The organism is Sorangium sp. So ce367 (assembly GCF_051520455.1).
GTDB lineage: Bacteria > Myxococcota_A > Polyangia > Polyangiales > Polyangiaceae > Sorangium > Sorangium cellulosum_B.
The window spans coordinates 11,707,527-11,731,610 of sequence record NZ_CP150334.1 but is presented as its reverse complement, the minus strand read 5'-3'; the positions used below and the strand labels follow the sequence as shown (position 1 = coordinate 11,731,610).

Here is a 24,084-nt window from a genome sequence, read left to right as displayed (position 1 = left end):
CCCGCTCAGAGCCGCTCGGCCAGCATCCGCGTGCCGGCGACCGTGGAGGCCTCGTCGAAGAGGAACGGCAGCATCACGGTGGGCAGGTCGAGGTCGCGGCGCAGGCGGGCCAGGCTCTCGCGCTGCACCGACTCGCGCATCGCCCGCCGCGCGCCGGCCACGAAGGCGCTCTCGACGGTATCCGCGGCGCGCGCCGGCGCCTGGATGTCGAGGCGCGCCGGGTCGACGAGGAGCGCCCGCTGCTCCTCGGGCGAGAACAGCGCCGGCAGCACGCCGTTGATGATCACCCGGTGGACGGGCAGGCCAAGGTCGCCCCGGACCTCGGCCACGAGCTCGACGGTCTCGGTCGCCGGCATCTCCTCCGGGAGCGTCACGACGACGACCCCGCTCCGCGCGGGATCCCTGAACATCGCCCACGCCGCCTCGGCGTCCCGGCGCAGGATGCCCGGCGGCGCCACGTCGAGGATCACCTTCGGCACCCGCAGCATGTCCACCCCGTGCCCCGTCGCGGGCGCGTCGAGCAGGACCACGTCGAAGCGGTTCGAGCCGTCGGGGAGCAGCTCCGTCGTGTGGAACCACGCCTTGCCGAGCATCGCCCACTCGAACAGCCCGGGCACCGCGCGGAAGAAGGTGCGCGTGTACTTGTTGTCGAAGACGAGATCGGCCGCGGCCCGCATCTTCAGGACCATCTCGCCGTACTCCCGGAGGGCCCTGTCCGGCGCGATGTTCACCGCCGACACGCGCTCGGCGACCTGGATGACCTCCGGGCCGATCGGCTTCGAGCCGAGGATGGCGGAGAGCCGCTCCTTCGTGTGGCACATCGCGACGAGGACGCGCTTGCCGCGGGCGGCGAAGGCGAGGGCGAGGGCGCCGGAGATCGTCGTCTTCCCGACCCCTCCCTTGCCCGTCACGAACAGGAAGCGACGGCGCTCGAGCTCCGGCAGGTCGTGGCCGAGCCCGCCCGCTTTTGAGGCTTGATAGGCGCTGGTCATTCCGCGATAGCGGAGTTAGGCGCAAGCTCAGGCGAAGGCAACCCGGATCAAGGAAACGGGCTCTGCTATCCATCGCTCATGCGCATCACCGAGCGACACCTCGAACCGCTGAACCGACGCTTCCAGGGCGCGTCGCCCGTCGAGCTCCTCCGCTTCGTCCGCGAGTCCTTCGGCCCGCGCGCGGCCATCATGAGCAGCATGCAGCGCGCCGGGACCGCGCTCTGCCACATGGCCGACCGCGCCGGGCTCTCCTTCGACGTGGTCTTCGTCGACACCGGCGTGCTCCACGCCGAGACGCTCGCCACGCGCGACGAGCTCGCGCGGACCCACCCGAACCTGCGCGTCGTCACGCTGTCGCCCGAGCGCAGCTTCGCGCAGCAGACGCGCGAGGAAGGGCTGCTCTACCTCTCGAAGGAGGGCCAGGAGCGCTGCTGCGACCTCCGCAAATCGGCCCCGCTGGGCGCCATCCGGGGCCGCTACGACGCGCTCGTCGCGGCGCTGCGGCGGGGCGAGGGCGGCGCCCGCGCCAAGGTCGCGCCGTTCGGCCTCGACCCCGCGAACAACACGCTCCGCGTCCACCCCTTCGCGTCGCTGACCGGCGAGGAGCTCGACGCGTACTTCGCCGCGCACGAGGACGCGCTCGAGAACCCGCTGCACGGGATGGGCTTCCGCACCATCGGCTGCTTCCCCTGCACGACGCCGGTGCTGCCCGACGAGCCCGAGCGCGCCGGGCGCTGGCGCCACCTGGCGAGCGTCGAGTACTGCGGCATCAACCCCGTGGACCGGGGAGACACCGACGGCGGCGTCGACCTCGACGACCGGTACGAGCGCCTGTTCGCCGCGTGACGGCGCGACGACGTGCACGAGCCCATCGACGCGGCGTGGCACCTCGACGCGGCGTGACGATCGCCTGCGAACACCGGTTCGCGGCAGCTCGATCTTGACTCAAACGGCATGCAGGGAGATTTGCCTCGCATGCCGGCGAGCTACTTCGACGTAGACGGCACCCTGGTCACGACGAACCTCGTGCACCCGACGGTGTTCTACATGCTGAACCAGCCAACGCCGATGCACAGCCTCGCGAAGCTCGGCCGCGCCATCGTCAAGGCGCCGTGGATGGCGATGGCGGAGCTCCAGGATCGCCGCCTCTTCAACGAGCTGCTCTTCAGCTCGTTCGAGGGCGTCTCCGAGGATCGCCTCGTGGCGCTCGCGGAGGAGGCGTTCGCGAAGGTGCTCAAGCCGGCGATCTACGCCAAGGCGCGGGACCTCGTGAAGTGCAGCCTCGACAAGGGGCACGACGTCATCCTCATCTCCGGCGCGCTCGATTTCCTGATGCAGCTGCTCGCCGAGCACCTCGGCGCGACGGGCATCATCGCGAACCGCCTCGAGGTGAAGGATCGGTTCGCGACGGGCAAGCTCCTGCGCCCCGTGGTGGCCGGGCCCGAGAAGGCGCGGCTCATCCGCGAGCACGCCCACGCGCACGGGCACGACCTCGACGAGTGCTTCGCCTACTCGGACAGCTACTCGGACGTCCCGATGCTCTCGGTCGTCGGCTACCCGGCGGCGGTGAACCCGGACCGCAAGCTCAAGATGCTCGCGCAGGCGTACCACTGGCCGATCCTCCACCTCGCCGCATGACCCCTGCCTCCCCGCCGGCGGCGGGAGGCCACCATCCAGCCCAACACGTCGCACCCCCTGCTCTGAAGGTCCCATGAGCCATCCTTGCGTCGTCACGCTAGACAGCCGCAGCGCCCCCCGGGTGCTCTTCTCAGGCGACCAGCTGGTCGAGGTCGACCTGCCCACCGGCACCCGGGTGCTCTACGCGAAGCCGCCCATCGAGCCGCTGAAGGACGTCGACGCCGCGATCCGCTACGCGATCAACCACCCGCACAACTCGGAGCCGCTCTACGCGAAGCTCCGCCCGGGGATGAAGGTCACGATCGCGGTGGACGACATCTCGCTGCCGCTGCCGCAGATGAAGCGCCCCGACATCCGCGAGCGGGTGCTCACGATCGTGCTCGACCTGCTCGCCGACTACGGCGTCGACGACGTGGAGATCATCATCGCCACGAGCGTCCACCGGCGGATGAAGGACTGGGAGGTCCGCCACATCGTCGGCGACCGGATCTTCAACGCCTACTGGCCGAAGCGGCTCTACAACCACGACGCCGAGAACGCCGCCAACATGAAGTACGTCGGCACGACCGACGTCGGCGAGGAGGTCGAGCTCAACAAGCGCGCGGTCGACAGCGACCTCGTGATCTACGTGAACCTCAACCTCGTGCCGATGGACGGCGGGCACAAGTCGGTCGCCGTCGGCCTGTGCGGGTACCGGAGCCTGCGCGCGCACCACAACCCGCGGGTGATGCGCGACTGCTACTCGTACATGGATCCGAAGAGCTCCGCGCTGCACACGAGCGTCGAGCGCATGGGCCGGCTGGCCAACAAGAAGCTCAACGTCTTCACGATCGAGACGACGATCAACAACCGCATGTTCGATCGCCCGCTCGAGTTCCTCGCGAAGAACGAGGACGACCTGAGCGCGGGCGAGAAGAGCGCGCTGCGCGCCCTCCGCTTCACGCTCTCCAAGGTGCCGCAGCCCGCGCGCCAGGCGATCTTCCAGCGCGTCCCCTCGCCGTTCGGGGTGACCGGGGTGTTCGCCGGCGAGACCGAGGCCGTCCACGAGCACACGCTGAAGCGCAGCTTCGATCAGTACCTCGTCCCGGTCTCGGGCCAGGCCGACATCCTGATCACGGGCATCCCGTACATCAGCCCGTACAACGTGAACTCGTTCCTGAACCCGCTGCTCGTGCAGGTGATGGCGAACGGCTACCTGTTCAACCTCTACCGCGGCGCGCCGATGCTCAAGAAGGGGGGGACGATGATCATCCTCCACCCCTGCACCGACCTGTTCGACAACGAGCACCACGCCCCGTACATCGAGTTCGTGCACCGGCTCCTGCCGGAGACGCGGGACGCGATGGAGCTGCACAAGCGGTACGAGAAGAAGTTCTCCGAGAACCCCGCGTACATCGAGATGTACCGCTTCGGGCACGCGTACCACCCGACCCACCCGTTCTTCATGTGGTACTGGGGCGAGGCGGGGCGGCAGCACATCGGCCGGATGATCGTCGTCGGCGCCGACAACGAGTACATCCCGCAGCTGCTCGGCTGGGAGACGGCGCGCACGATGGACGAGGCGCTGCGGATGGCGAAGCAGTCGGCCCCGCCCGCGCCGGAGATCCTGGCCCTGCACACTCCGCCGATCTTCATGGCCGACGTGACGGCTTAGCGCGCCCGCGGGGCGTGCCGCGCGACCGCTTCGAGGCGTGGCGCGACGCGATGGACGTGCGCACGCTGAAGGCGCGGCCAGCGCGCTGGGCACCTTAGAACAGGGGCTTTATAAAGGCTGCTTCCTCGCCGGCGCCCTGAGCTCGGCGAGCACGCGCTCGCGGACGAGCGGCAGCGGCGGCGAGCCGTGCGAGAGGAGCGCGTCGTGGAAGCGGCGCAGCGAGAACGCCGGGCCGAGGGCCGCCTTCGCCTCGTCGCGGAGCTTCAGGATCTGGAGCTTGCCGAGCGTGTAGGCGAAGTAGCCGGGGTCGAAGGTCGCGCGCACCGCCTGCTCCCGCGCCGTCGCGCGGTCCTGGAAGCAGTCGTCGACGAAGCGGCGCTCGGCCTCGTCGAGGCCCATGCCCTCGGCGTGCACCCCGAGCGACACGACCACCCGGCAGTTGCGCAGCAGCGCGTCCGCGAGCTGGCCGAGGCGGCTCTGCGGGTCCTCCTTGCCGAACCCCTGCTCGATCATCACCTGCTCGGCGTAGTGGGCCCAGCCCTCCACGAACGAGTAGCTCCCGAACATCTTCTGCGTCTCGGTCGGCGCCCGGCTCTCCCACAGGAACTGGACGAAGTGCCCCGGGTAGACCTCGTGCACGGTCGTCGAGAGCAGCGTGCCTCGCAGCATCACGTACTCCTCCTGCTCCTTCCGGGGCCACGAGGGGTCCGGCTTCGTGATGTAGTAGAACGCCTCGAGCCCCTTCCGCTCGAACGGCCCCGGCGCGTCGAGGAAGGCGGCGTTCCAGCGCATGTAGGGCGGCGTCTCCTTCACGATCGCCCGCTCGTCGGACGGGAGGCTCACGATCTCCTTGTCGACGAGGAACTTGCGCGCCGACTCCATCATCCGCGTCGCCTCGGCGAGGAGCTGCTCCGCCTTCGGCCGGGAGGTCTTCACCTTCCTGGCGAGCTCCTGGTACGCCGCCTTGTTCGCCGCGAGGTCGTCCTCGCCCATCTTCTTGAACTCGGCGAGCGGCATCGAGAGACCCTCCTGCGCGAGGAGGAGCTTCCGGTACCGCGCCTCCCCGAGCACGTGGCTCGCGTCGCCCTTCGGCAGCTCGACCTTCGCGAGGTGCTCGGCGAGCTTCTCCGCCGCGTCGGCGAGCGCGGCGTTCGTCTTCTCGAAATCGGCCTGGAACGCCGGGTCGCCCACGCCCTTGAGCAGCTTGACGACATCGCCGCGCAGGTACTCGGCGTAGCCCCGGAAGATCTTCACGGCGACCTCGATCACCGGCTTCGGCATCGGGCTCACGAGGTTCTCGAGGACGCGCGGCACCTGGGCCAGCGCCGCCTTCTCGTGCTCGAGGAGGCGCCGCGCGCGCTCGGGCAGCGGCGCGTACGCGCGATCGAGGTAGTGGTTCACGCCGAACAGATCGCCGTAGAACTGCGGCCGCCGGCGCCACTCCTCGACGTCCCTCCCGCTGAAGATCTTGATGTCGATCTGCTGGAGGAGCAGCGCGCGGTCGAGCGCCTCGTCCGGGGAGAGCGCCGCGGCGTCGACGGCGGCGAGCGCCGCGCGGTCGCGCTCGAGGCGCGCGAGCCGCCGCTCTATCGCGGCAGCGCCGTAGTCGGAGACCTTGCCGTCCTGCTCGTGCAGCCCGCGCGAGCGCGCGAAGGCCGGCTCGTCCGCGACCCACTCGCGCAGGATCCGATCGCGCAGCGCGGTGAACGGCTCGCGCGGCGCCTCCGCTGGCCGCGCGGGCTCGGCGCTCGCCACGGCCTGAGGGGGCGCCGCGGCCTGAGGAGGCGCCGCGCCGAGAGACGGAGGCGGCGCCGAGGCGCTCCCGCTGCAGGCGGCGAGCGCCGCGAGCGGCGCGAGGAGGCTCGGGAGCCAGCGGCGGAGGCGGCGGAGAAAGGGATGAGGGGCGACGGCCATGGCGGGCCGGAGCCTCTCAGAGCGCCCTGTGCAGATCAACGGCCTCGGCCAGTACCTCGGGTCAGCGATCCTGCCAGGGCCCTGCCTCGCGAGCGGAGAGAGATTTCAACGCAAAGACGCAAAGACGCAAAGACGCATGAATTTATTATCTTTTTTGCGCCTTTGCGTCTTTGCGCCTTTGCGTTGAAATCTCCCGCTGGATCCCTGGCAGGCCTCCTGGTGCGTGGAGCTAATCGCGAAGCGCGCGATCGATGATCGTGTCCACGTGCGAGAGCGCGTGGTCGAGGTCGAAGCAGCGCGCGATTTCGTCCGGGGCGAGCAGCGCCGCGACGTCGGCGTCGGCGGCGAGGTTGTCGCGGAAGCGCCCCTCGCCCGCGATCGCGCGCATCGCGCAGCGCTGCACCAGCTCGTAGGCCGCCTGCCGCGGCCTGCCCTTCTGGACGAGCGCCAGGAGCACCGCTTCGCTGAAGAAGAGCTCGCCCGTGCTGTCGAGGTTCGCGCGCAGCTTCTCGGGGTAGACGACCAGCCCCTCCACGAGCCCGGCGGCGCGGTCGAGCATGAACCCGAGCGTCGAGGTCGCGTCGGGCGCGATCATCCGCTCGACCGACGAGTGCGAGATGTCGCGCTCGTGCCACAGCGGCACGTTCTCGAGCGCCGGGATCACGGCCGCGCGCACGATGCGCGCGAGGCCGCACAGGTTCTCGCTGAGGATGGGGTTGCGCTTGTGGGGCATCGCGCTCGAGCCCTTCTGGCCCACGGTGAAGCGCTCCTCCGCCTCGCGGACCTCGGTGCGCTGCCAGTGCCGCACGTTGGTCGCGAGCCGCTCGATGCCCGCCGCGATGAGCGAGAGCGCGGTGAAGAGCTCGGCGTGGCGGTCGCGCGCGACGACCTGCGTCGAGACCGTCTCGGGGCGCAGGCCCAGGGCGGCAAGCGCGCGCTCCTCGATGCGCGGCGACAGGTGCGCGTACGTCCCGACCGCGCCGGCGATCTTCCCGACCGCGATCGCCTGGCGCGCCGCGAGCAGGCGCGCCCTGCCGCGCTTCATCTCCGCGAGGTGGCCGGCGATCGCCAGGCCGAACGTGATCGGCTCGGCGGCGATGCCGTGGCTCCTGCCGATCATCGGTGTGCGCCGGTGCTCGTCCGCGCGCCGCGCGAGCGCGCTGCAGAGCTTCTCGAGCCGCGCCGAGAGCAGGTCCGTCGCGCGGACGAGCAGCACCGCGAGGCTCGTGTCGAGCACGTCGCTCGAGGTCATCCCCCGGTGCAGCCACCGCGCGCCCTCGCCCGCGAGCTCCTCGACGTGCGTCAGGAAGGCGATGACGTCGTGCTTGACCGTGCGCTCGATCGACTCGATCCGCTCGGGATCGAGCGTCAGCTGCTTCGCGCGGATCCCCTTCGCGATGCCGGCGGGCACGAGCCCTTCGGCCTCCATCGCCTCGCAGGCGGCGAGCTCCACCTCGAGCCAGGTCGAGAATCGGGTGGCGGGCGACCAGAGCTCTTCGAATTCAGCGGGAGTGTAGCGGGGGATCATGGGCGGGACGCTGCGAAGGTCTGGAGGGTGCGTCAAGGATGGAGTGGCCCCGGGAGGTCCGGGCGCGCGGGGGCCGGCTCGTGCTGCTCGCCCGCGCGGGGCCACGCCGCGCGCGACCGGCGCCGTCGGGCGGGGCGCTTGCGGACGCGCGGCGCGCGGCAAACGTTGGCGCGATGCCAACCGAAGCACCGGCGCCTGCGCGCGCCGATCAGGGCAGGTCGTTCGCCCGCACGCCCCACGCGGCGGGCGACGCGCCGCCAGAGACGCTGCCCGCAGGGGCGAGCGAGCCGGACGCCGTCAGCCAGGCGCCGCTCCCCCCGCGGGCCGAGCCTGGGCGCCGCGAGCCGGCGGGGCGCGCTGGCGGCGCGGCCGCCGCCGCGAGCGCGCCGGCTGTCGTGAACGAGCCGGCGCCCGCGAGCGAGACCCGCGCGAGCGTGCGCGGGGGTCGCCGGGTGAAGTCGTACATCGTGGTGGTCGCGATGGACCTGTCCGAGCCGGGCGGGCGGGCGTGGCGCTTCGCCTTCGATCTGGCGGCGCTCCGCGGCGAGACGGAGATCCACGCCGTGGTCATCGGCCCGCGGCAGGTCGCCCCTGCAGTGCGCGACGTGACGACGCCGGGCGCGTCGTCGCCGCCGTCGCTCCGCGTGCTCCAGCACCGGTTCGCGGACGGCCAGGCCCGGCTGATGGCGATGCACTTCCGCACGGGCCGGCCGGACCGGGCCATCGTCTCGCTCGCCCGCGAGCTCAGCGCCGATCTCATCGTCGTGGCCACGCACCCGCAGTCGCCCCTGCAGCGGCTCTTCGGCGGCTCGACGGCCGATCGGATCGCGCGAAACGCGCCGTGCCCGGTCGTCGTCGTGCGCCCCAAGGAGGACGACGACGCCGACGCGGCCAACTACGACCCCAGGCTGCGCTGACGCGGAGGCGCGCGGGGGACCACCGAGCGCGCGATCTGCGCGCTCGGGTCGCTCGCGCGGGCTACCGCGCGCTCGATGCCCGCGCGGCGGACTACCGCGCGCTCGACGACTGCGCGTCGGCCTGCGCCGCCGGGTCGAGCTTGTCCGGCGCGCTGACGCCCTCGGCCTTGCCCCCTTCCCGCGTGTCCGCGTAGCCCCACGCAACGCCGGCCGCGTCGACGAGGAGGTTGTTCGCGTCGCCGATCGGCATCGGGTCCATCACGAGGGCGTGCCCCCGCCGCGCGAGGTCGTCGAGGGCGGCCTGCGGCGGAGGCGTCAGCCGCTCGACGCGCACGCGATCCGGCATCCACTGGTGGTGGATGCGCGCGTGGCGGACCGCCTCGTCGATGGTCATCCCGTGATCGACCAGGTTGCGGAGGACCTGCACGACGGTGTTCGGGATCGTGTCGCCGCCGGGAGATCCGAGGACGAGCGCGACCTTGCCGTCGCGGCTCACGAGGGTGGGCGTCATCGAGCTCGCCATGCGTTTGCCCGGCGCCACCGCGTTGATCCCCGTCTCGGAGAACGCGCCCAGCGCGTTGGCGAGCAGGATGCCCGTGCCCGGGATCACGATCCTCGCGCCGAAGCTCGCCGACAGGGTGGTCGTGCACGAGACCGCGTTGCCCTGCGCGTCGATCACCGAGAAGTGCGTCGTCTGCGGGGACTCCTGGGCGACGGCGCCCAGAGGCGCCGCGATGTCGCCCGCCGGCGTGGCCCGCTCCGGGTCGACGGGCGGCCTGCGGCGCATCAGGTAGGCCCCGTCGAGGAGCTGCGCGAGCAACTGCGCCGTCTCGGGCGCCACGAAGTCGGGGTCGGCGCTCACCTTGCGCCGATCGGCGTACGCCCGCTTCGCCGCCTCGACGAACAGGTGCAGCGACAGCCCCGAGTCGGCGGGCGCCTCGTGCGCCTTGAGCCGCTCGAGCGTGAGCATCATCTCCGCGAGCGCGACGCCGCCCATCGAGGGGGGCGGCATCGTGTCGACGGTGAAGCCGCGGTACGAGAACCGGAGGGGCGCGCGCCACTTCGCCTGGTAGGCGCGCAGGTCGCTCTCGCTGATGTGGCCGCCGCGCTCGCGCATCGCGCCGGCGATCTGCCGGGCGATGGCGCCCTCGTAGAACGCGCGCGGCCCCTCCGCGGCGAGCGTCTCGAGGGTGCGGGCGAGATCGAGCTGCCGCACCAGCTCGCCCTGGGCGACCGGCGCCTTGCCCCGGCCCCAGATGGCGCTCGCGGCCCGATCGGCCTTCAGCCGCGGCCACGCCCAGCGCAGGGTCAGCGCCTGCCGCGCGCCGAGGCGGTGCCCCTTGCGCGCGAGGGAGATCGCCGGGGCCAGGAGCTCGGCGAACGGGCGGGTGCCGAACCGCTCGTGGGCCAGGGCGAGGCCGGCGACCGAGCCCGGGACGCCGGCGGACGCATAGCCGTGTCCGCCGGCGCGCAGCATCGCCATGTTCGACTCGGTGGTCACCGACGCGGGCGCGGCCTCTCGGAAGTCGATCGCCTGCGTCTCGCCGTTCGCGAGGCGGACCAGCATGAAGCCGCCGCCGCCGATGTTGCCCGCGCTCGGGTGGGTCACCGCCAGCGCGAACGCCACGGCGACCGCGGCGTCGACCGCGTTGCCGCCGCGCCGCAGCACGTCCGCGCCCGCGCGCGTCGCGTGCTCCTCGACCGAGGTCACGAGCCCGGCGTCGCCGCGCACCGCCCGCGGGCCGCCCGAGGCGAGCGCGATCGGCGGCACCGGCGGCATCGGCTCCGGCGCCGCGACGTCGGCCGTGGGCGCCGCGGCGGCGCTCGCGGCCGACGCCCCGGCGCTCGCGCTGGCGACGGCCGGCGCGCCCGAGGTTGCGGGCGCCGCCGGGTGCGGCGCGGGCGGCGTGCGGGCCTCGCAGCCTGCGAGCAGCGCCAGGACGAGCGCCCAGCGCGGCTTCGAACGACGGAGCAGGGTCATCAGGGTGCGCGCGAATCTACACCGGTGCCGGAGAGAGCCGGGCCGGGTCGCGCGGGGCGACCCGGCCCGGGATGTGGGTGAGGGCGCGCGGGCGCGCTTCGGTTCAGGGCGCGCGGGCGCGCTTCGGTTCAGGGCGCGCCGGCGCGCCGCAGGGCGGCGCCCGCGCAGTCAGGGGCACCGAGCCCCGCTCAGGACCGCTTGCGGCGACGCGCCGCAGCCACGCCCACGCCGGCGGCGAGCGCCGCGAGCCCGGTGCCCGCGAACGGCGCCGAGGACGACCCCGGCGCGGCGGCGCAGGAGACGCTGGCCTCGGCCTCCGCCTCGGCGTGGAACTCCACGTCGACGCCCTGCGAGAGCAGCCAGTTCTTGCACTCCTCCATGCTGCCGGCGATATCGACGTACTGCCCGTTGCAGAACAGCGCGCCATCCGGCGTGGTGCACTGCACCTCACACCCGCCCCGGAGCTCGGACGTGCAGTTGAAGTTGCAGTCGAAGTTCGCGTCGACCTTGCACTCCCCCTCGCAGCTCGCCTCGCACTTCGCCTCGCACGAGGCGCTCGGCGGCGTCGCCTCGCAGCTCACGCTGCACTCGCCCTCGCAGCTCGACGAGCACGACGCCTCGCAGTCCGCCCGCGCGCCGGCATCGCTACCCGCTTTCGCCTCGCACCTCGCCTCGCACTTCCCCGTGCAGCTCGCCTTGCAGCTCCCCTCGCAGCTCAGGCTCCCCGGGTCGGCGGTGCACTCGCCTTCGCAGTCCGCCTGGCACTGGCCCGTGCACGACGCCTGCACGCCGCCAGTGCACCGCCCGGAGCACTCCGCCTCGAAACGGACCGGCTCGCAGTAGCCTTCACAGCCGCCCTCGGTGCGAATCTCACACTGACCGGCCGCCGCGAGCTGGAGGTTTCCACATGGATTGGGCTGGGCTGATGCAGTGGAGGCAACCAGCGCAGGAACTGCAAAAGTAAACGCACTCACAAAAAGCTGAGCAATGGTCCGTCGCATGCCAATTCTCCTGGGTTCAGAGCGCGGGATCCGCGTGTGGTCTCCGCAGGTGTTGCAATCGGACGACCAGCGCCACCCTTTGAAGCATTTCCCAAGAAAAAAGTCTCGCTGCTCGTGCCCGCTCGGCCACAGCGTATCTACGAGTTCACGGTCCCATGATGCGCCATGCCACACCAAGGGCATGTCCGAGCAGGTGAGGATACCTGCGACGTGGTGATCAGCGGCTCACAGTGTCGGCGATTTGCCCTGTTCCGTAGCGCGCCACCACGCCCTTGCGGGCTCTGCCGGGAGTCGGCTGGCTAAGGAAGTCCCCGCCGACCGCCCAGAAGGCCCCTTCCCCGTCGGCCCAGACGGCGTGGAGATCGGCGTAGGGCTCCTCGGTGAACTCATCGATCCAGGCCCCGTCGATGAGGCGCTGCTTGAGCCCTCCATACCCGACGATCGCGACCTCCCCCGGCCGGCCGCAGGCGACGCCGTTCACGTCGTTGGTGAGCTCTATCTCGAGCCTGCGCCACGACGCGCCGTCCGAGCGGAGCACGTCTCTCCCGCCGACCGCGTATACCTCTTCACGGCTGCAGCCGGTGGCCGTGAACAGGGTGCCCTGCGCGATCGGCGGATCGGATTGCACTTCCCAGGTCGAGCCCGAGCGGTGCCAGATCACGCCGAACTCGCCCACGGCGTAGAGATCCTCGGACGATTCGCCCCACACCTTGTAGAGCGCCCGGCCAGTCGCCGCCGGCAGCGGCTCTCGCGACCATGCGCTGCCGTCCCAGCGGAGGACGATGTCCTTCTCCGCGTCCGCGCCGCTGCCGGGCATGCCGCCGACCGCCCAGGCATCGTCGGGTGAAAACGCGATCACGCCCCACAGCGTGGCCTCCGTCCCCGTCGCGTGCTCGGTGAACGTCGCGCCGTCCCACCGCGCGGCGCGGCCGCGCTCGCCGACCATCCAGACGTCCTGCGGACCGGAGCCGGCCACCCACCAGAAGGTCGTCTCCCCGCCCGCCGGGAGCTCGCGCCACCTCGCCCCGTCGTAGTGCAGCGCGAGCGCCTGGAGGCCCGTGTTGCCGAGCGGCCCCCCGACGGCGAACACGTCGTCGGGCGCCGTCCCCCAGATCGAGAGGACCGCGCGGTCGAGATCGCCCTCGTCGAGCAGCACGCGCCACGCCGGCGGCTCCTGCTCGGGCGGCCTCGCAGGATCGCCGGGGCAGCCGGTGAGGGCGACCGCGCCGAGCGCCGCCAGAGCCATGGAGTGAAAGCAGGTGCGCATGGGAGTGAAGACCCGCCTGGAGAGGTCCTGCCGGCGCGCCGCCATGGAGGGCTCAGTTGCAGAACACGTCGTCCTGCTTCGGATAGTAATAGACGAAGATGTTGCAGTGCTCGTTCTTCTCGACGATCGGCCCGAACGTGTAGCAGCAATCGAGCGACTCGTCGGCGGTCCCGTTCTTGGACACGTCGTACTCGTCGAGGCCCTTGCACCCCACGGACGGGTCCGGCTGCTGCCACTCGTAGGTGCATCCGTACCAGACGCCGCCGTTCGTCGGGAGCTCCCGGTCGAGCTCCGGCGAGATGAGCATCGGCGGGTCGTCCCACGCATTCGATGTGTAGAAGCGATCCGCGGCCGGAGGCGTGCCGATGGTCTTGCCGTCCCATGCATACATATCGAACCGCGTGCCTCGGCTGTGGAAATGGCCGTTGGCGCCGATGATCCTCACGGGAGAGGGGCTGTTGATCTGGCACGAGCCCTCGAACGTGGGCGTCGGGTTCGACTGACAGACACGGATCGACTGCTTGGTCGCGAAGACGGTGCCCATCTCGGCCTTGACCTCGGCGGCCGGAAGCGCCCAGAAGTTCACCCGGACGCGGCCGACCGCCTCGGGGGTCTTCTGCGACGTCGCATTCACGTAATGCGTCTGCAGCATCAGCCACTCGTCCGGCGCGAGGACGTTCGCGACGCCCTCGGGGAACTCCCAGTCGACCTGGCCGTTCTGCTGCGAGTTCGCGATGAGCGGCCAGTCCGCCCAGTTGGGGCTCTTGAAGCACTCCCCGACCCCGTTCTGGTTCTTCTGGACTAGCCCGCCCTCCGGCCCCAGCCCCTTCACGGTCTTCACGCGGAAGATGTTCATGTGGTGCGAGCCGTCGCGCTGCGCGATCTGCACGCGGTGGAGGTTCACCGGCGCGGCCGGGTCCAGCCCGTTCGACGCGGCGAGCTCGCTGACCTTGAAGAAGTAGCAGTCCTGCTGCTCGACCCCCGCCGGCACCTCGGTCTCCTCGGTCTGCATCTGGAAGCCCTGGCCGACCGGCGGCACATCGAGCAGCGACTCGTCGACCGGCGCGGGCGTCTCGCCCCCACCCCCGCCCCCGTCAACGCAGGCCACGATCCCCAGCACGACAGGAAGCAAACCAAGCGTCAGGCATCGAACGGCCATGAGTCCCTCCAGGCAATCGCGCAGCGATGAAGAGAGATATACACGGCTGCACAATTTCAGGGCGTTCGTGTCACGGGGCGGGCATGGTTCCGTCGCGCGCCGGGGCGTCGTGGTCGAGCGCTGGCCGGCGCTGCTAGGATGTGGGAGAGGTTCAACCATGGCGGCGCCCAAGAAATGCGGTCCACACACCGAGCTCGCCTCGAACGAGGCGACACGCATCACCCGGTGCGGGTGTGGCACCGTGCACGTGACACTCATCGGCCCTGGCGTGACGTTTCGCATGCCAGCGGACGCGTTCCGGGGCGTCGCCTCCGGGCTCAAGGCAGCGGCCGAGCGGCTTGACGACGACCCCCGTTTCGGCACGACCTCCATCAATTAGCTTGCGCGCCCGCAGCGGAGCGGCCTACCAGTGGCTTCGCCGCTGAGATCTCTCTCCTCGGATGGCCGCTGGTCGAAAGAGGGCGCCTCTCGTGTACGACGACGACGCGGAGCACTGGGTCGGCAAGACGTTCGCCGGGACGTGGTGGATCGAGCGCGTGCTCGGCACCGGCGGCATGGGGAGCGTGCTGCTCGGGCGCGCGGCGGACGGCTCTCAGGTCGCGCTCAAGGTGTTGCACCCGGAGCTCAACGCGATCACGGAGGTGCGGAAGCGCTTCCTGCGCGAGGGGTTCATCGGCAACACGCTCGGCGGGGCGGACGCGGTGCCCGGCGTGGTGCGCGTGCTCGCCTCCGGCGAGACGCAGGAGGGCCTCGCCTACCTGACGATGGAGGCGCTCCAGGGCGAGACGCTCTTCGATCGGATGGCGCGCACCGGGACGATGCCGGCCGGCGAGGTGCTCGCGCTCGCGGACCAGGTGCTCGAGACGCTGGCGATCGCGCACGCGCGCGGCGTCGTGCACCGCGATCTCAAGCCCGAGAACATCCACCTCGGCAACGACGGGCGCGTGCGCATGCTCGACTTCGGCATCGCGCGCGTCGTCGACGGGCTCACCGGCCTGCCCGAGAAGACCGCGACCAAGACGGGCATGATCATGGGCACGGCGACGTACATGGCGCCGGAGCAAGCGACGGGGCTCATCCACGACATCGACGGGCGCACCGATCTCTTCGGGCTCGGAGCGACGATGTTCCGGCTGCTCGCGGGCCGACAGGTGCACGGCGAGGTGACGGAGGCCATGGAGGTCATCGCCGCAGCGACCGAGGCCGCGCCGCCGCTCGCGTCGGTCGCGCCCGGGATCTCGCCCTCCGTCGCGGCCGTGGTCGATCGCTCGCTGGCGTTCATCAAGTTCCATCGCTACCCGAACGCCGAGACCATGCGCGCGGACGTCCGCGCTGTACGCGCAGGCGCGCTGCCTCCCTACGCGCAGGCCGTCATCGAGGGGCGGATCCGCGCCGGCCAGCCGATATCGCAACCGGCGCCTCCGCTGCATGCCGGCGGGTCGCCGAGCGCGCGCCCGCAGCCGACCGTGGTGGAGCCGGCCGCGGCCCCTCGCCATTCGCACTCGATGAGCCGACCGGAGCGAACGCTCGACGACGACCCGTCAGCGCGCTCCCGCGCCGGCGCGTCGCTCTCGCAGCTGTCGACGGGCAAGCTGCTCCTGCTCGTCGGCGGCGCCTCGCTCATCACGGGCGTCGTCGTGGCGATGATCGTCGTCCTGCTGGTGTTCAGCCGCTGAGGGGCCGCGAGCGCGCCGCCAAGGGCGCGCTCGTCAGGTGGAAGGGATCGTCGGTGGAAGGTGCCGGCGGGGCCGCTGGGCCCCGCCGCGGTCACGCGCGCTCGTCGAGCGGCGTGTAGTCGACGGCGTTCTCGCCGGTGTAGATCTGCCGCGGACGGCCGATCTTGCCGGTCGGGTCGTCGTTCATCTCCTTCCAGTGGGCGATCCAGCCGGGGAGGCGCCCGAGCGCGAACATGACGGTGAACATGTTCGTGGGGAAGCCGAGCGCGCGGTAGATGATGCCGCTGTAGAAGTCGACGTTCGGGTAGAGCTTCCGCTCGACGAAGTACGGATCCTTCAGCGCGGTCTCCTCGAGGCGCTGCGCGATGTCGAGCAGCGGATCCTTGATGCCGAGCTTCGCCAGGATCTTGTCGGCCGCCGCCTTGATGAGGACGGCGCGCGGATCGTAGTTCTTGTACACGCGGTGGCCGAAGCCCATCAGGCGGAAGTTCGAGGTCTTGTCCTTCGCGAGCTTGACGAACTTCGAGACGTCGCCGCCGTCCGCGCGGATCGCCTCGAGCATCGTCACGACCTCCTGGTTCGCGCCGCCGTGGAGCGGGCCCCAGAGCGCGCAGATGCCGGCGGCGACCGAGGCGAAGAGGTTCGCCTTCGAGCTCCCGACGAGGCGCACCGTCGACGTCGAGCAGTTCTGCTCGTGATCGGCGTGCAGGATCAGGAGCAGGTTCAGCACCTTCACGATGTCCTCGTCGATCTCGTACGGCTCCGCCGGGACCGAGAACATCATGTTCAGGAAGTTCGCACAGTACGAGAGCGAGTTGTGCGGGTAGACGAACGGCTGGCCGATCGACTTCTTGTACGAGAACGCCGCGATCGTGCGCACCTTGGAGAGCAGCCTCGCGATGGTGATGTCGAGGTGCTCGGTGTTCTTCACGTCGATCGCTTCCGGGTAGTAGCTCGACAGGGAGAGCACCATCGCGGAGAGGATCGCCATCGGGTGCGCCGTCGACGGGTAGCCGTCGAAGAAGCGCTTCATGTCCTCGTGGATCAGCGAGTGCCGGGTGAGCAGCGTGGAGAACCGGGACAGCTCGCTCTTGCTCGGCAGCTTGCCGTAGATCAGGAGGTACGAGGTCTCCACGAAGGTCGACTTCTCGCCGAGCTGCTCGATCGGGATGCCGCGGTAGCGGAGGATGCCCTTCTCCCCATCGAGGAACGTGATGGAGCTCGTGGTCGAGGCCGTATTGACGAAGGCCGGGTCGATGCAAACGTACCCGGTCTTCGAACGAAGGGACGCGACGTCGATCGCCTTCTCCCCCTCGGTGCCCGTGATGACAGGCAACTCGATCGTCTGCTCCCCACCGTTCTTCTTCAGCGTTAACTTCGCGGTCTCCTGCACGCCTCCTCCTTCCGCCGCAGCGCGGCGTAAGCTATCACGGGCCGAGGGAAGAATGCTTCCCCGAGAAAATGAGGTGATGCATTTGAGCGAGCCGGTCGTGCGGGGGGAGCTGGCCCACCACCCGGAGGCGCCTCGGTTTGCGGCCGAGGTGCGGCGAGTCCACGGGCGTTACGCCGACGAGGTTGTCGCTCGCTACCGGCTCTGCCCGTTCATGCGCGACGCCGCAACCGGATTCGGACGCTTTTACGTCCTGCTCGATCGTGAGCCCGTCCTGGAGACGGCGCTGGCGGTCATGGAGGAGGCCGACTCCGCGGTGGTGCACCTGGTTTTCCCGTGCATCCATGCTCCGTCGCCCCAGTTCGAGCGCTTCGCGTCGCGCCTGGGTGAACAGCTGCGGCGGCGCCTCAGCCCCGCGCCGGTGCTGGCCGCGTTCCACCCCGAGATGGCGGGGGACGAGACGAACTCGCACCGGCTCGTCGGTCTCCTCCGACACGCGCCAGATCCGTTTGTACAAACGATTCCAGAGGGGCTGAACCATACTGGGACCGTCCTCGCGGGGGCAGGCGTCGAGCCTGCGGTCGACCCCGCCGAGGACAATTACCGACGCCTTGAAGGGGCAGGGATCGCCGCAGTCAAGATGAGGCTCGCGGAGATCATGGCAGATCGCGACTCGAGTTATGCGCCCTTCCTCGCGCAGCTCGGGCTCACCCGCCCCGGCCCGCGCTTCGGCCCGCTCCCAACACGGTAGCGCACGGGCGAAGAGCGCAAACGAAACACCTGCGAAACGCGCGCGAAACGCGTGTTGAGCGTGGTGATGGCCCTCGGCTCACTCCGCAGGCGAGCTGCGCGGCGCCGGGTCCGACCCGCCGGAGCCGGAACCGGCCTTGGCCTCGCGCTGCGCCATCAACGGCATCAGGTACGGGAAGCCGGCCGCCATCGTATCGAGGTGGGGATCGATCTGGGCGGCCAGCCAGAAGAGGAGCACGCAAGCGCGCTCGACATAGAACCAGTCCTCCGGGTACTCGAACGACCGCATCAGCTCCTGGAGCTCACCGCGCTCCAGCTCGGGGTCCGCGAGCCGCTCCAGCTGCTCGGGGCGGGCGCGCATCAGCGCCGCCGGCGTGCGATCCCGGATCTTGAGCAGCTTCGCGAAGTAGGTCTTCACGGTCCTCTCGAGGAGCGCGTCGTTGCCCCCGGGCGCGACGAAGCCCATCCTCCGGAAGCCGCGCACGACCGCCGCGTCGTCCTGCGCGAAGATGCCCTTCAGGATGTCGAGCAGCCCGTCGATGAGCTCGTCCCGGGCCTCGCAGCTCGCGCCGAAGTCGAGGACGACGAGGCGAAAGCCGCCGCCCTCCTCCGCGGGCCGCGCGGCGACAAGGAAGTTCCCCGGGTGCGGATCGGCGTGGAAGAAGCGATCCGCGAAGAGCATCTTGTAGAAGGCCTGCACGAGCCGGAGCGCCACGTCCGAGGGCTCGACGCCCGCGCTCCGGAGCGCGTCGAGGCGGGTGATCTTGATTCCTTCCATGAAGGTCATCGTGAGCACGTCGCGCGTCGTGAGCTCGTGGATGACCTCCGGGAACGCGATGCCCGCGTCCCCCTCGAAGTTCTGCGCCATCCGCTCCATGCACGCGGCCTCGTGCAGGTAGTCGGTCTCCCGGCGGAGCAAGTCGACCAGCGACTCGTGCACCCGCTCGATGTGCCCCACCGGGACGAACCGCTTGTAGACGAGGATCGCGAGGCGCAGGACGCGCAGGTCGACGGCGATGATCCCGCGGATGCCGGGGTAGAGGAACTTGACCGCGACCTTGCGGCCGTCGCGGAGGCGCGCGACGTGGACCTGCCCCAGCGACGCGGCCGCGAGCGGCGCGCGCTCGATCGACGCGAACAGCTCGCCCGCGGAGCGGCCGAAGCTCGCGCGCAGCGCGGCCTCGAGATCGCTGAACGGGTGCGGCGGCACCTGGTCCTGGAGCTGCTCGAGCTCCTTGCCGTAAGCACGAGGCAAGAAGCCGCCCATGATGGACAGCACCTGGCCGAGCTTGATGAAGACGCCCCGCAGCTGGAGCATGGCGCGCAGCAGGCGCCGGGCGTTGTTCTGATCGACGCGGTCGCGGCGCGCGACGAGCCAGCGAGGCGGCTCACCCGCGGGCGAGCCGCGCCCGAGGCGCCTCGCGAACACCCGCACGAGCCCCAGCTGAATGAGGTAGCTCGTCAGGATGACCGAGAACGCGAGCAGCGCGCGGAAGAGTCGGACGGCGAGCGTCATGTGCGGCAAAGCAGCCGCACCATGCTACCGCAGGGGCCGCGCGGGGCCAGCGGTGCTCGCCCTCGCCCTCCGGCGATCGGTGAATCCCGGCGAGGGAGCCGCCGCGGACCTCCGCCGCGCAGCGGAGCCCTCAGGCGAGCCGAGCAGGCTCAGGAGAGCGAGTCCTTGATCGCCTTGATGGGGCGGGCGCGGACCGACTTGCTGGCCGGCTTGGCCGCGAACGTCATCGGCTGCTTCGTGAAGGGGTTGATCCCCTCGCGCGCCTTGGTCGCGGGCTTCTTGACGACGCGGAACTTCGCGAAGCCGGGCATCGTGAAGATGCCGTTCTTCTTGAGCTCCTTGTACGCGATGTCGGTCAGCGACTCGAGGATCGCCTTGACCTGCTTGCGCGAGATCTCGTTCTCGTTGGCCTCGACCACCGCGTTGATCAGCGCGCTCTTGCTGAGCGACGTGCTCTTCTTCCCATCCGCCTTCTTGGCCGCCATGTTCATTCCTCCTGAGGTTTGTGCCCTCTTGCGGGCCAAAGGAACCACAACGGCCGCCGCAGATCCAGTGTCGAATCGTCGATCGGAGCTACAAAAGAAGGGGTTTCATGCCCCGGGGGGCGCGCCGCTCCGCCGGGAGGGCGGCCGGGGGGCCCTGGCGCGGGCCGTCAAAACCGCGGGAAAGCAGCCCAGATCGGCCCTTCTTCAGGCCTCACGCGCCCGCCGCGAGGGAGGCCGCATGCCGGGCGCTCGACGTAGGAGATCACCCGAACCCCTTCCGTTGAAGGCGATCCCGGTCGCCCGGGCGGCCTAGCGGCGGCTCACCGCCGAGCCCGCGCCCCACTTCCTCTTGGCGGAGAGGCCGAGGATCGTCAGCGACTGGGGCGCCTGCGTGAACTCGATGACGTCGCCGAAGCCGACGCTGACCGAGTGGATCGGCCCGTCGAAGAAGAGCTTCGCGTCGTGCGTCTTGCTGCGCACGACGAGCGAGGCGCCCGGCTGGATCAGGGCGTGACGGAGGCGGTACTCGTCGCCGTGGGGGGTGTAGGGCTCGCGGACGACGAGCTGGAGCCGCTTCGACGTGAGCGGCAGGACGCGCCCGCCCGCGGAGCGCTGCGCGGCCGTGGACCCGGCCGCAGGGCCGATCCAGAAGCCGCTCGACTTCTGCTCCTCCTCGGCCCGGCCGAGCCGGAGCACGTAACGCGACGTGGCCGCGGGGGAGACGTGGCAGAAGAGCGCGTCGTTCAGGACGCGCCCCGTGGCGAGCTTGTCGTTCACCGTGACCTGCATGCGGGTGAGCACCGTGCTGCGGAGCGAGCCGCTCAGCGCCCCCGCGATCGCGTCCGCCGCGTCGCGGCTCGTCGCGCCGCAGAAGAAGCCGACGGAGTGGCCCGGCGCGCTGTTGATGCCGAGGATCGGCACGTCGCCGACGTTGTGGGACGCGCTGAGGAGCGTCCCGTCGCCGCCGACCGTGATCACGAGGTCGAGCTCGCCCGCGTCGAAGGACTGCGCCGCGCTGGCGACCACATCGATCTGGACCCCGAGGTCGTCGAGCGCCGCCTTGACCTCGCGCACGGTCTGCTCGTGCGCGTCGTGCGACGCCTTGAGGCGCGCGACCGCGGAGTCGCCGGCCTCGATGAGCCGCGTGATGCGCGGGTCCTTCCGCTCCTCGCGGTAGATCTTCCAGGCGGAGCGCTTCACGACGAGCGCGACGCGGGGCGGACGCCGCGGCGCGGGCGCGGGGGATCGTTCCGCCATCAGAGCTCCGCGAGGCGCCGGAGCGCCACCTCGGTCTTCGCGTCCTCGATCACGCCGCGCCGGGTGAGCTCGATCGCCTCGTCGAGCGGGACCGCCGCGATGGCCGCGAACCGCTCGAGGGGGGAGCCGTCCTCGAGCGGCGTCCCCTGGCGAGCCGGGTCGACCTCGACATGAAAGAAGAAGTGCCGCTCGCCCACCATGCCCGGCGCCGGGAACGTCGACGGGCCGAGCGGGTGGAGGTCCGACGGAGGCACGTCGAAGCCGACCTCCTCGAGCAGCTCGCGCGCGGCGGAGCGCTTCAGGCCCTCCGGGCTCCGCTCGTCGAGCTCGACGAGCCCGGCGGGCAGCTCCCAGATCGCGCCGAGCGTCGGCGCCTCCGGGATGGGCCACGCCTCGGGCGGGCGGGTCGCGGCCGGGGGCCGGAACGCCGAGCGGAGGAAGACGCGACGGCGCCCGTCCGCGCCGCGGTAGTGCGGGGCGATCACCACCGCGTCGAGGCGCCCGCGATCGACGCTGTCGTAGGTGAACGGGTCGCTCAGCGAGCCGTCCGGGAACTCGACGCGGAACACCTGGCGTCGCACGTTGAGGAAACCAGGGCCGTCGAGCGAGGGGATCGTCCGGACCAGCTTGAGCGCGAGCTTCGGGAAGGGAGGTAGCCGCATGCGTCGAGGCGCGAAGCATAGCGCCAAACGGCAGCGGATCGCGATGTGCCTCGTTCCCGCGCCCGGCGCGCGCCTCGCCCCCGCGCTCGGGGCGGCCTCGGGCTCAGCGGAGCACGAGGACCCAGACGTCGTAGAGCGCGTGGGTCCAGACGGCCGGCGCGAAGCCGCGGAAGACGTAGATCGCCGTCAGAACGAGCCCGCACACCATGCGGAACACGAAGGAGGGGAGGTTCCAGGGATCGCCCAGCGACCCGACATAGTGCCAGCCGGAGAAGACGGCGGCGGCCACGACCGCCCAGCCGACCATCAGCACCACCCCCTGGACCCCCTTGCCGAAGAAGAACTTGATCCCGAGCGCGCCCAGCCCGTAGAGGCCGGCGCGGAAGGCGATCTCCTCGTAGAAGCCCGCGCCGAGGGACATCACGACCCCGGTGAAGATGTCGTTCGACGCGGCGGGCGGGCCGAGCCGGAGGGAGCCGACCACATAGGCGCCGGCGAAGCGCATCAGGATGGCGTAGAGCGCGCCCTCGACGGCGAGCAGCGCGAAGCGCCTCGTCTGGAGGGCGTGGCCGCGGCCGAGGATGGAAAGGACGAGGACGAACGCGGCGCCGACGGCGACGGTGAGGCCCGCGTAGAGCGGGAGGCTGTGCTTGGCCAGCGCGCGGAGCTCGGCGGTGACCGGATCCGCCGCGTTGCGGATGGGGAGGAAGGCGACGCCGAGGTGATAGAGGACGAAGATCGGCATCGTCAGCGCGAGATCGGTCAGCGCATCGCTCTTCGCGGTGGGCTTGTCGCCGGCAGGGGCCGCCCCCGGCCGGGCGAGCTCCGGTCCGGCGCCGAGCATCAGGACGGCCTCAGGCGGTACACGATCACCAGCACCTCGGCCGACCACATGACGACGTTCAGCACGAAGGGCGTGTCCCGGAGGATCTCCTGGGTGGGGCTCTCCGACCTCGCGCTGCCGGCCACGAGCTGGAGAAACCGGATCCCGCCGAAGAGCGGGTGGATCGCCGTGAGCCAGAGGTACGGGTTCTGGAAGAACCGCTGCGTGTCGTGGTCGAGCGTGTACGCCAGGTAGGTGGCGAAGGTGGCGAGGCCCGTCACGGCGAGCGCCGCCGTCAGGGCGGCAGGCGAGTAGCCGTCGAGCGCCGCGCGCTGCTTCGAGGCGTTGACCGAGGCGAGCTCGTGGCGGCGCTTGCCGAAGCCGAGGAAGAGCGCGAGCAGCGCGGTGCAGGCGATCATGAAGCCGGAGAGCGGCGTCCTCGTCGCGAAGCCGCCGGCGAGCACGCGCAGCACGAAGAAGATCGCGATGCAGCCGACGTCGAGGTAGGCGATCTTCTTGAGCCGGAACGAGTAGGCGACGTTGAGGACGTAGTAGCTGGCGGCGACGACCGCGAAGAGCGGCGGGCCGAGCAGGCTCGCGCCGAGCGCGATGACCGCGAGGCCGACCGCCATCGCCTTGGCGACCGGGATGGGCACGCGGCCCGAGGCGATCGGCCGGAAGCGCTTGACCGGGTGGACCCGATCGGCCTCGACGTCGACGATGTCGTTCAGGATGTAGACGGCGCCGGCGAGCAGGCAGAAGATCGCGAAGGCCCCGATCGCGCTCATGATGATCGAGGGGTGGGTCAGGTGCTTGGCGAACACCACCGGGGCGAGGACGAAGAGGTTCTTCACCCACTGGTGGGGCCGCATCGCGCGGATCATCCCGCGCACACGCCAGAGCAGCGTCCCCCTCGGCGAGTCGGGCAACAGGGGCGGCTGCGCTATCAAGCCGCCCGAGGGGGGCCCGCTCTCCGGCGGACCGGAGCTCGGCGCGCCGGCGCTCCGCGGAGGCGACGACGGAGGCTTGCCGGCGGGGACGGAGCTCACCGGAGCGGGCGAGCCGCCCTGCTCGGCAGGCGCCGGCGCGTCCGGCGCGCCCGCCTCCGGGCGAGCCTCGGCGCCGGGCGCCTCCTGATCAGGGAAGCCTGCGGCACTGTTGCGAAAAAGGGGCCCCGAGGCGGTCACGGCGCGCGGAGCATACTCGGGCGCCCTGGACCCGGCCATTCCGCGGCAAGTTAAAAGCACAGGGGGCGCCGGCGCCCGGGACCGACGAAACCGACGAAACCGAGCGCCAGCGGCAGCGCCGATGCCCCTCCAGGCCACGAACCGGGAAGAACGTGGCGCAGCGCACCCGGGGCGGCGGCCGCGCCGCGAGGTCGCGAATCCGGGTTCGCACCCGCCAGCCCGGCTCGTGGAACGCAAAATGCGCATCCCCGCAGGCGCGCCGTGACCTCGTGCTACCATCGCCCCCG

The 24,084-nt window shown here is 71.0% G+C and carries 21 protein-coding genes; 7 read left to right on the top strand and 14 right to left on the bottom strand.

All coding sequences use genetic code 11. From position 1 onward, the window contains the following. Positions 1-5: 5 nt before the first annotated feature. Positions 6-992: an ArsA family ATPase gene (locus WME97_RS44415; protein WP_437547069.1), complete on the bottom strand. Its 987-nt coding sequence runs from the start codon at positions 990-992 to the stop codon at positions 6-8. Positions 993-1,070: 78 nt separating this feature from the next. Here WME97_RS44415 and WME97_RS44410 point away from each other — a divergent pair, with 78 nt between their 5' ends. The 3 genes from WME97_RS44410 (at position 1,071) to WME97_RS44400 (ending at position 4,284) form a co-directional block, all read left to right on the top strand. Next, the gene (locus WME97_RS44410) at positions 1,071-1,838 is read left to right on the top strand and encodes a phosphoadenylyl-sulfate reductase (protein WP_437547067.1); all 768 of its coding nucleotides are present in this window, start codon (positions 1,071-1,073) and stop codon (positions 1,836-1,838) included. Positions 1,839-1,967: 129 nt separating this feature from the next. Further along, entirely contained in the window at positions 1,968-2,630 is a 663-nt protein-coding gene (locus tag WME97_RS44405) for an HAD family hydrolase (protein ID WP_437547065.1), read from the top strand. 73 nt (positions 2,631-2,703) lie between these two features. After that, positions 2,704-4,284, top strand: a complete 1,581-nt coding sequence (locus tag WME97_RS44400; RefSeq protein WP_437547063.1) for a lactate racemase domain-containing protein — start codon at positions 2,704-2,706, stop codon at positions 4,282-4,284. A 108-nt stretch (positions 4,285-4,392) separates the two neighbouring features. On the opposite strand, the gene WME97_RS44395 is transcribed toward WME97_RS44400, so the two are convergent. Further along, positions 4,393-6,198 carry a DUF885 domain-containing protein gene (locus WME97_RS44395; protein ID WP_437547061.1) on the bottom strand — a complete coding sequence of 602 codons (1,806 nt, stop codon included), beginning with the start codon at positions 6,196-6,198 and terminating at the stop codon, positions 4,393-4,395. Between the two features lie 229 nt (positions 6,199-6,427). Then, positions 6,428-7,726, bottom strand: coding sequence for an adenylosuccinate lyase (gene purB / locus WME97_RS44390; RefSeq protein ID WP_437547059.1), 1,299 nt, complete (start codon positions 7,724-7,726; stop codon positions 6,428-6,430). A gap of 173 nt (positions 7,727-7,899) precedes the next feature. Here purB and WME97_RS44385 point away from each other — a divergent pair, with 173 nt between their 5' ends. Further along, positions 7,900-8,643, top strand: a complete 744-nt coding sequence (locus tag WME97_RS44385) for a universal stress protein (protein ID WP_437547057.1) — start codon at positions 7,900-7,902, stop codon at positions 8,641-8,643. Between the two features lie 91 nt (positions 8,644-8,734). Here the strand turns inward: WME97_RS44385 and ggt are convergent, their stop codons facing one another. The 4 genes from ggt to WME97_RS44365 form a co-directional block, all read right to left on the bottom strand. Further along, positions 8,735-10,624, bottom strand: a complete 1,890-nt coding sequence (ggt, locus tag WME97_RS44380; RefSeq protein ID WP_437547055.1) for a gamma-glutamyltransferase — start codon at positions 10,622-10,624, stop codon at positions 8,735-8,737. Positions 10,625-10,812: 188 nt separating this feature from the next. Beyond that, on the bottom strand, positions 10,813-11,412 hold the full coding sequence (locus WME97_RS44375) for a hypothetical protein (protein WP_437547053.1): 600 nt from the start codon (positions 11,410-11,412) through the stop codon (positions 10,813-10,815). A gap of 430 nt (positions 11,413-11,842) precedes the next feature. Further along, positions 11,843-12,937, bottom strand: a complete 1,095-nt coding sequence (locus WME97_RS44370) for a WD40/YVTN/BNR-like repeat-containing protein (protein ID WP_437547051.1) — start codon at positions 12,935-12,937, stop codon at positions 11,843-11,845. Between the two features lie 7 nt (positions 12,938-12,944). Next, positions 12,945-14,051, bottom strand: a complete 1,107-nt coding sequence (locus WME97_RS44365) for a hypothetical protein (protein WP_437547049.1) — start codon at positions 14,049-14,051, stop codon at positions 12,945-12,947. Positions 14,052-14,208: 157 nt separating this feature from the next. On the opposite strand from WME97_RS44365, the gene WME97_RS44360 reads away from it, so the two are divergent. Further along, positions 14,209-14,430 carry a hypothetical protein gene (locus WME97_RS44360; protein WP_437296083.1) on the top strand — a complete coding sequence of 74 codons (222 nt, stop codon included), beginning with the start codon at positions 14,209-14,211 and terminating at the stop codon, positions 14,428-14,430. Between the two features lie 91 nt (positions 14,431-14,521). Beyond that, the gene (locus WME97_RS44355) at positions 14,522-15,727 is read left to right on the top strand and encodes a serine/threonine-protein kinase (protein WP_437547047.1); all 1,206 of its coding nucleotides are present in this window, start codon (positions 14,522-14,524) and stop codon (positions 15,725-15,727) included. 91 nt (positions 15,728-15,818) lie between these two features. Here WME97_RS44355 and WME97_RS44350 read toward each other — a convergent pair whose 3' ends face one another. Continuing rightward, positions 15,819-17,120: a citrate synthase gene (locus WME97_RS44350; RefSeq protein ID WP_437547045.1), complete on the bottom strand. Its 1,302-nt coding sequence runs from the start codon at positions 17,118-17,120 to the stop codon at positions 15,819-15,821. Positions 17,121-17,172: 52 nt separating this feature from the next. Here WME97_RS44350 and WME97_RS44345 point away from each other — a divergent pair, with 52 nt between their 5' ends. Continuing rightward, positions 17,173-17,868 carry a hypothetical protein gene (locus WME97_RS44345; protein WP_437547043.1) on the top strand — a complete coding sequence of 232 codons (696 nt, stop codon included), beginning with the start codon at positions 17,173-17,175 and terminating at the stop codon, positions 17,866-17,868. A 78-nt stretch (positions 17,869-17,946) separates the two neighbouring features. Here the strand turns inward: WME97_RS44345 and WME97_RS44340 are convergent, their stop codons facing one another. From WME97_RS44340 to WME97_RS44315, 6 genes are all read right to left on the bottom strand, one after another. Then, positions 17,947-19,383: an ABC1 kinase family protein gene (locus WME97_RS44340; RefSeq protein WP_437547041.1), complete on the bottom strand. Its 1,437-nt coding sequence runs from the start codon at positions 19,381-19,383 to the stop codon at positions 17,947-17,949. A 149-nt stretch (positions 19,384-19,532) separates the two neighbouring features. Continuing rightward, positions 19,533-19,868 (bottom strand): HU family DNA-binding protein, encoded by a 336-nt coding sequence (locus WME97_RS44335; protein WP_012240887.1) that lies wholly within the window; start codon positions 19,866-19,868, stop codon positions 19,533-19,535. 309 nt (positions 19,869-20,177) lie between these two features. Further along, complete coding sequence (locus WME97_RS44330; protein WP_437547039.1) at positions 20,178-21,125, bottom strand: NAD(+)/NADH kinase; 948 nt, start codon at positions 21,123-21,125, stop codon at positions 20,178-20,180. Next, the gene (locus WME97_RS44325; protein WP_437547037.1) at positions 21,125-21,787 is read right to left on the bottom strand and encodes an NUDIX hydrolase; all 663 of its coding nucleotides are present in this window, start codon (positions 21,785-21,787) and stop codon (positions 21,125-21,127) included. Before WME97_RS44325 ends, WME97_RS44330 begins: the two co-directional genes overlap by 1 nt. Before the next feature lie 103 nt (positions 21,788-21,890). Then, positions 21,891-22,631 (bottom strand): CPBP family glutamic-type intramembrane protease, encoded by a 741-nt coding sequence (locus tag WME97_RS44320; RefSeq protein WP_437547035.1) that lies wholly within the window; start codon positions 22,629-22,631, stop codon positions 21,891-21,893. After that, complete coding sequence (locus WME97_RS44315) at positions 22,631-23,797, bottom strand: decaprenyl-phosphate phosphoribosyltransferase (protein WP_437547033.1); 1,167 nt, start codon at positions 23,795-23,797, stop codon at positions 22,631-22,633. Before WME97_RS44315 ends, WME97_RS44320 begins: the two co-directional genes overlap by 1 nt. Positions 23,798-24,084 lie beyond the last annotated feature (287 nt).

Coding starts and splice junctions, on each gene's coding strand:
- WME97_RS44415 (WP_437547069.1), bottom strand. CDS start 992: ATGACCAGCGCCTATCAAGCCTCAAAAGCGGGCGGGCTCGGCCACGAC.
- WME97_RS44410 (WP_437547067.1), top strand. CDS start 1,071: ATGCGCATCACCGAGCGACACCTCGAACCGCTGAACCGACGCTTCCAG.
- WME97_RS44405 (WP_437547065.1), top strand. CDS start 1,968: ATGCCGGCGAGCTACTTCGACGTAGACGGCACCCTGGTCACGACGAAC.
- WME97_RS44400 (WP_437547063.1), top strand. CDS start 2,704: ATGAGCCATCCTTGCGTCGTCACGCTAGACAGCCGCAGCGCCCCCCGG.
- WME97_RS44395 (WP_437547061.1), bottom strand. CDS start 6,198: ATGGCCGTCGCCCCTCATCCCTTTCTCCGCCGCCTCCGCCGCTGGCTC.
- purB (WP_437547059.1), bottom strand. CDS start 7,726: ATGATCCCCCGCTACACTCCCGCTGAATTCGAAGAGCTCTGGTCGCCC.
- WME97_RS44385 (WP_437547057.1), top strand. CDS start 7,900: ATGCCAACCGAAGCACCGGCGCCTGCGCGCGCCGATCAGGGCAGGTCG.
- ggt (WP_437547055.1), bottom strand. CDS start 10,624: ATGACCCTGCTCCGTCGTTCGAAGCCGCGCTGGGCGCTCGTCCTGGCG.
- WME97_RS44370 (WP_437547051.1), bottom strand. CDS start 12,937: ATGGCGGCGCGCCGGCAGGACCTCTCCAGGCGGGTCTTCACTCCCATG.
- WME97_RS44365 (WP_437547049.1), bottom strand. CDS start 14,051: ATGGCCGTTCGATGCCTGACGCTTGGTTTGCTTCCTGTCGTGCTGGGG.
- WME97_RS44360 (WP_437296083.1), top strand. CDS start 14,209: ATGGCGGCGCCCAAGAAATGCGGTCCACACACCGAGCTCGCCTCGAAC.
- WME97_RS44345 (WP_437547043.1), top strand. CDS start 17,173: ATGCTTCCCCGAGAAAATGAGGTGATGCATTTGAGCGAGCCGGTCGTG.
- WME97_RS44340 (WP_437547041.1), bottom strand. CDS start 19,383: ATGACGCTCGCCGTCCGACTCTTCCGCGCGCTGCTCGCGTTCTCGGTC.
- WME97_RS44335 (WP_012240887.1), bottom strand. CDS start 19,868: ATGGCGGCCAAGAAGGCGGATGGGAAGAAGAGCACGTCGCTCAGCAAG.
- WME97_RS44330 (WP_437547039.1), bottom strand. CDS start 21,125: ATGGCGGAACGATCCCCCGCGCCCGCGCCGCGGCGTCCGCCCCGCGTC.
- WME97_RS44325 (WP_437547037.1), bottom strand. CDS start 21,787: ATGCGGCTACCTCCCTTCCCGAAGCTCGCGCTCAAGCTGGTCCGGACG.
- WME97_RS44320 (WP_437547035.1), bottom strand. CDS start 22,631: ATGCTCGGCGCCGGACCGGAGCTCGCCCGGCCGGGGGCGGCCCCTGCC.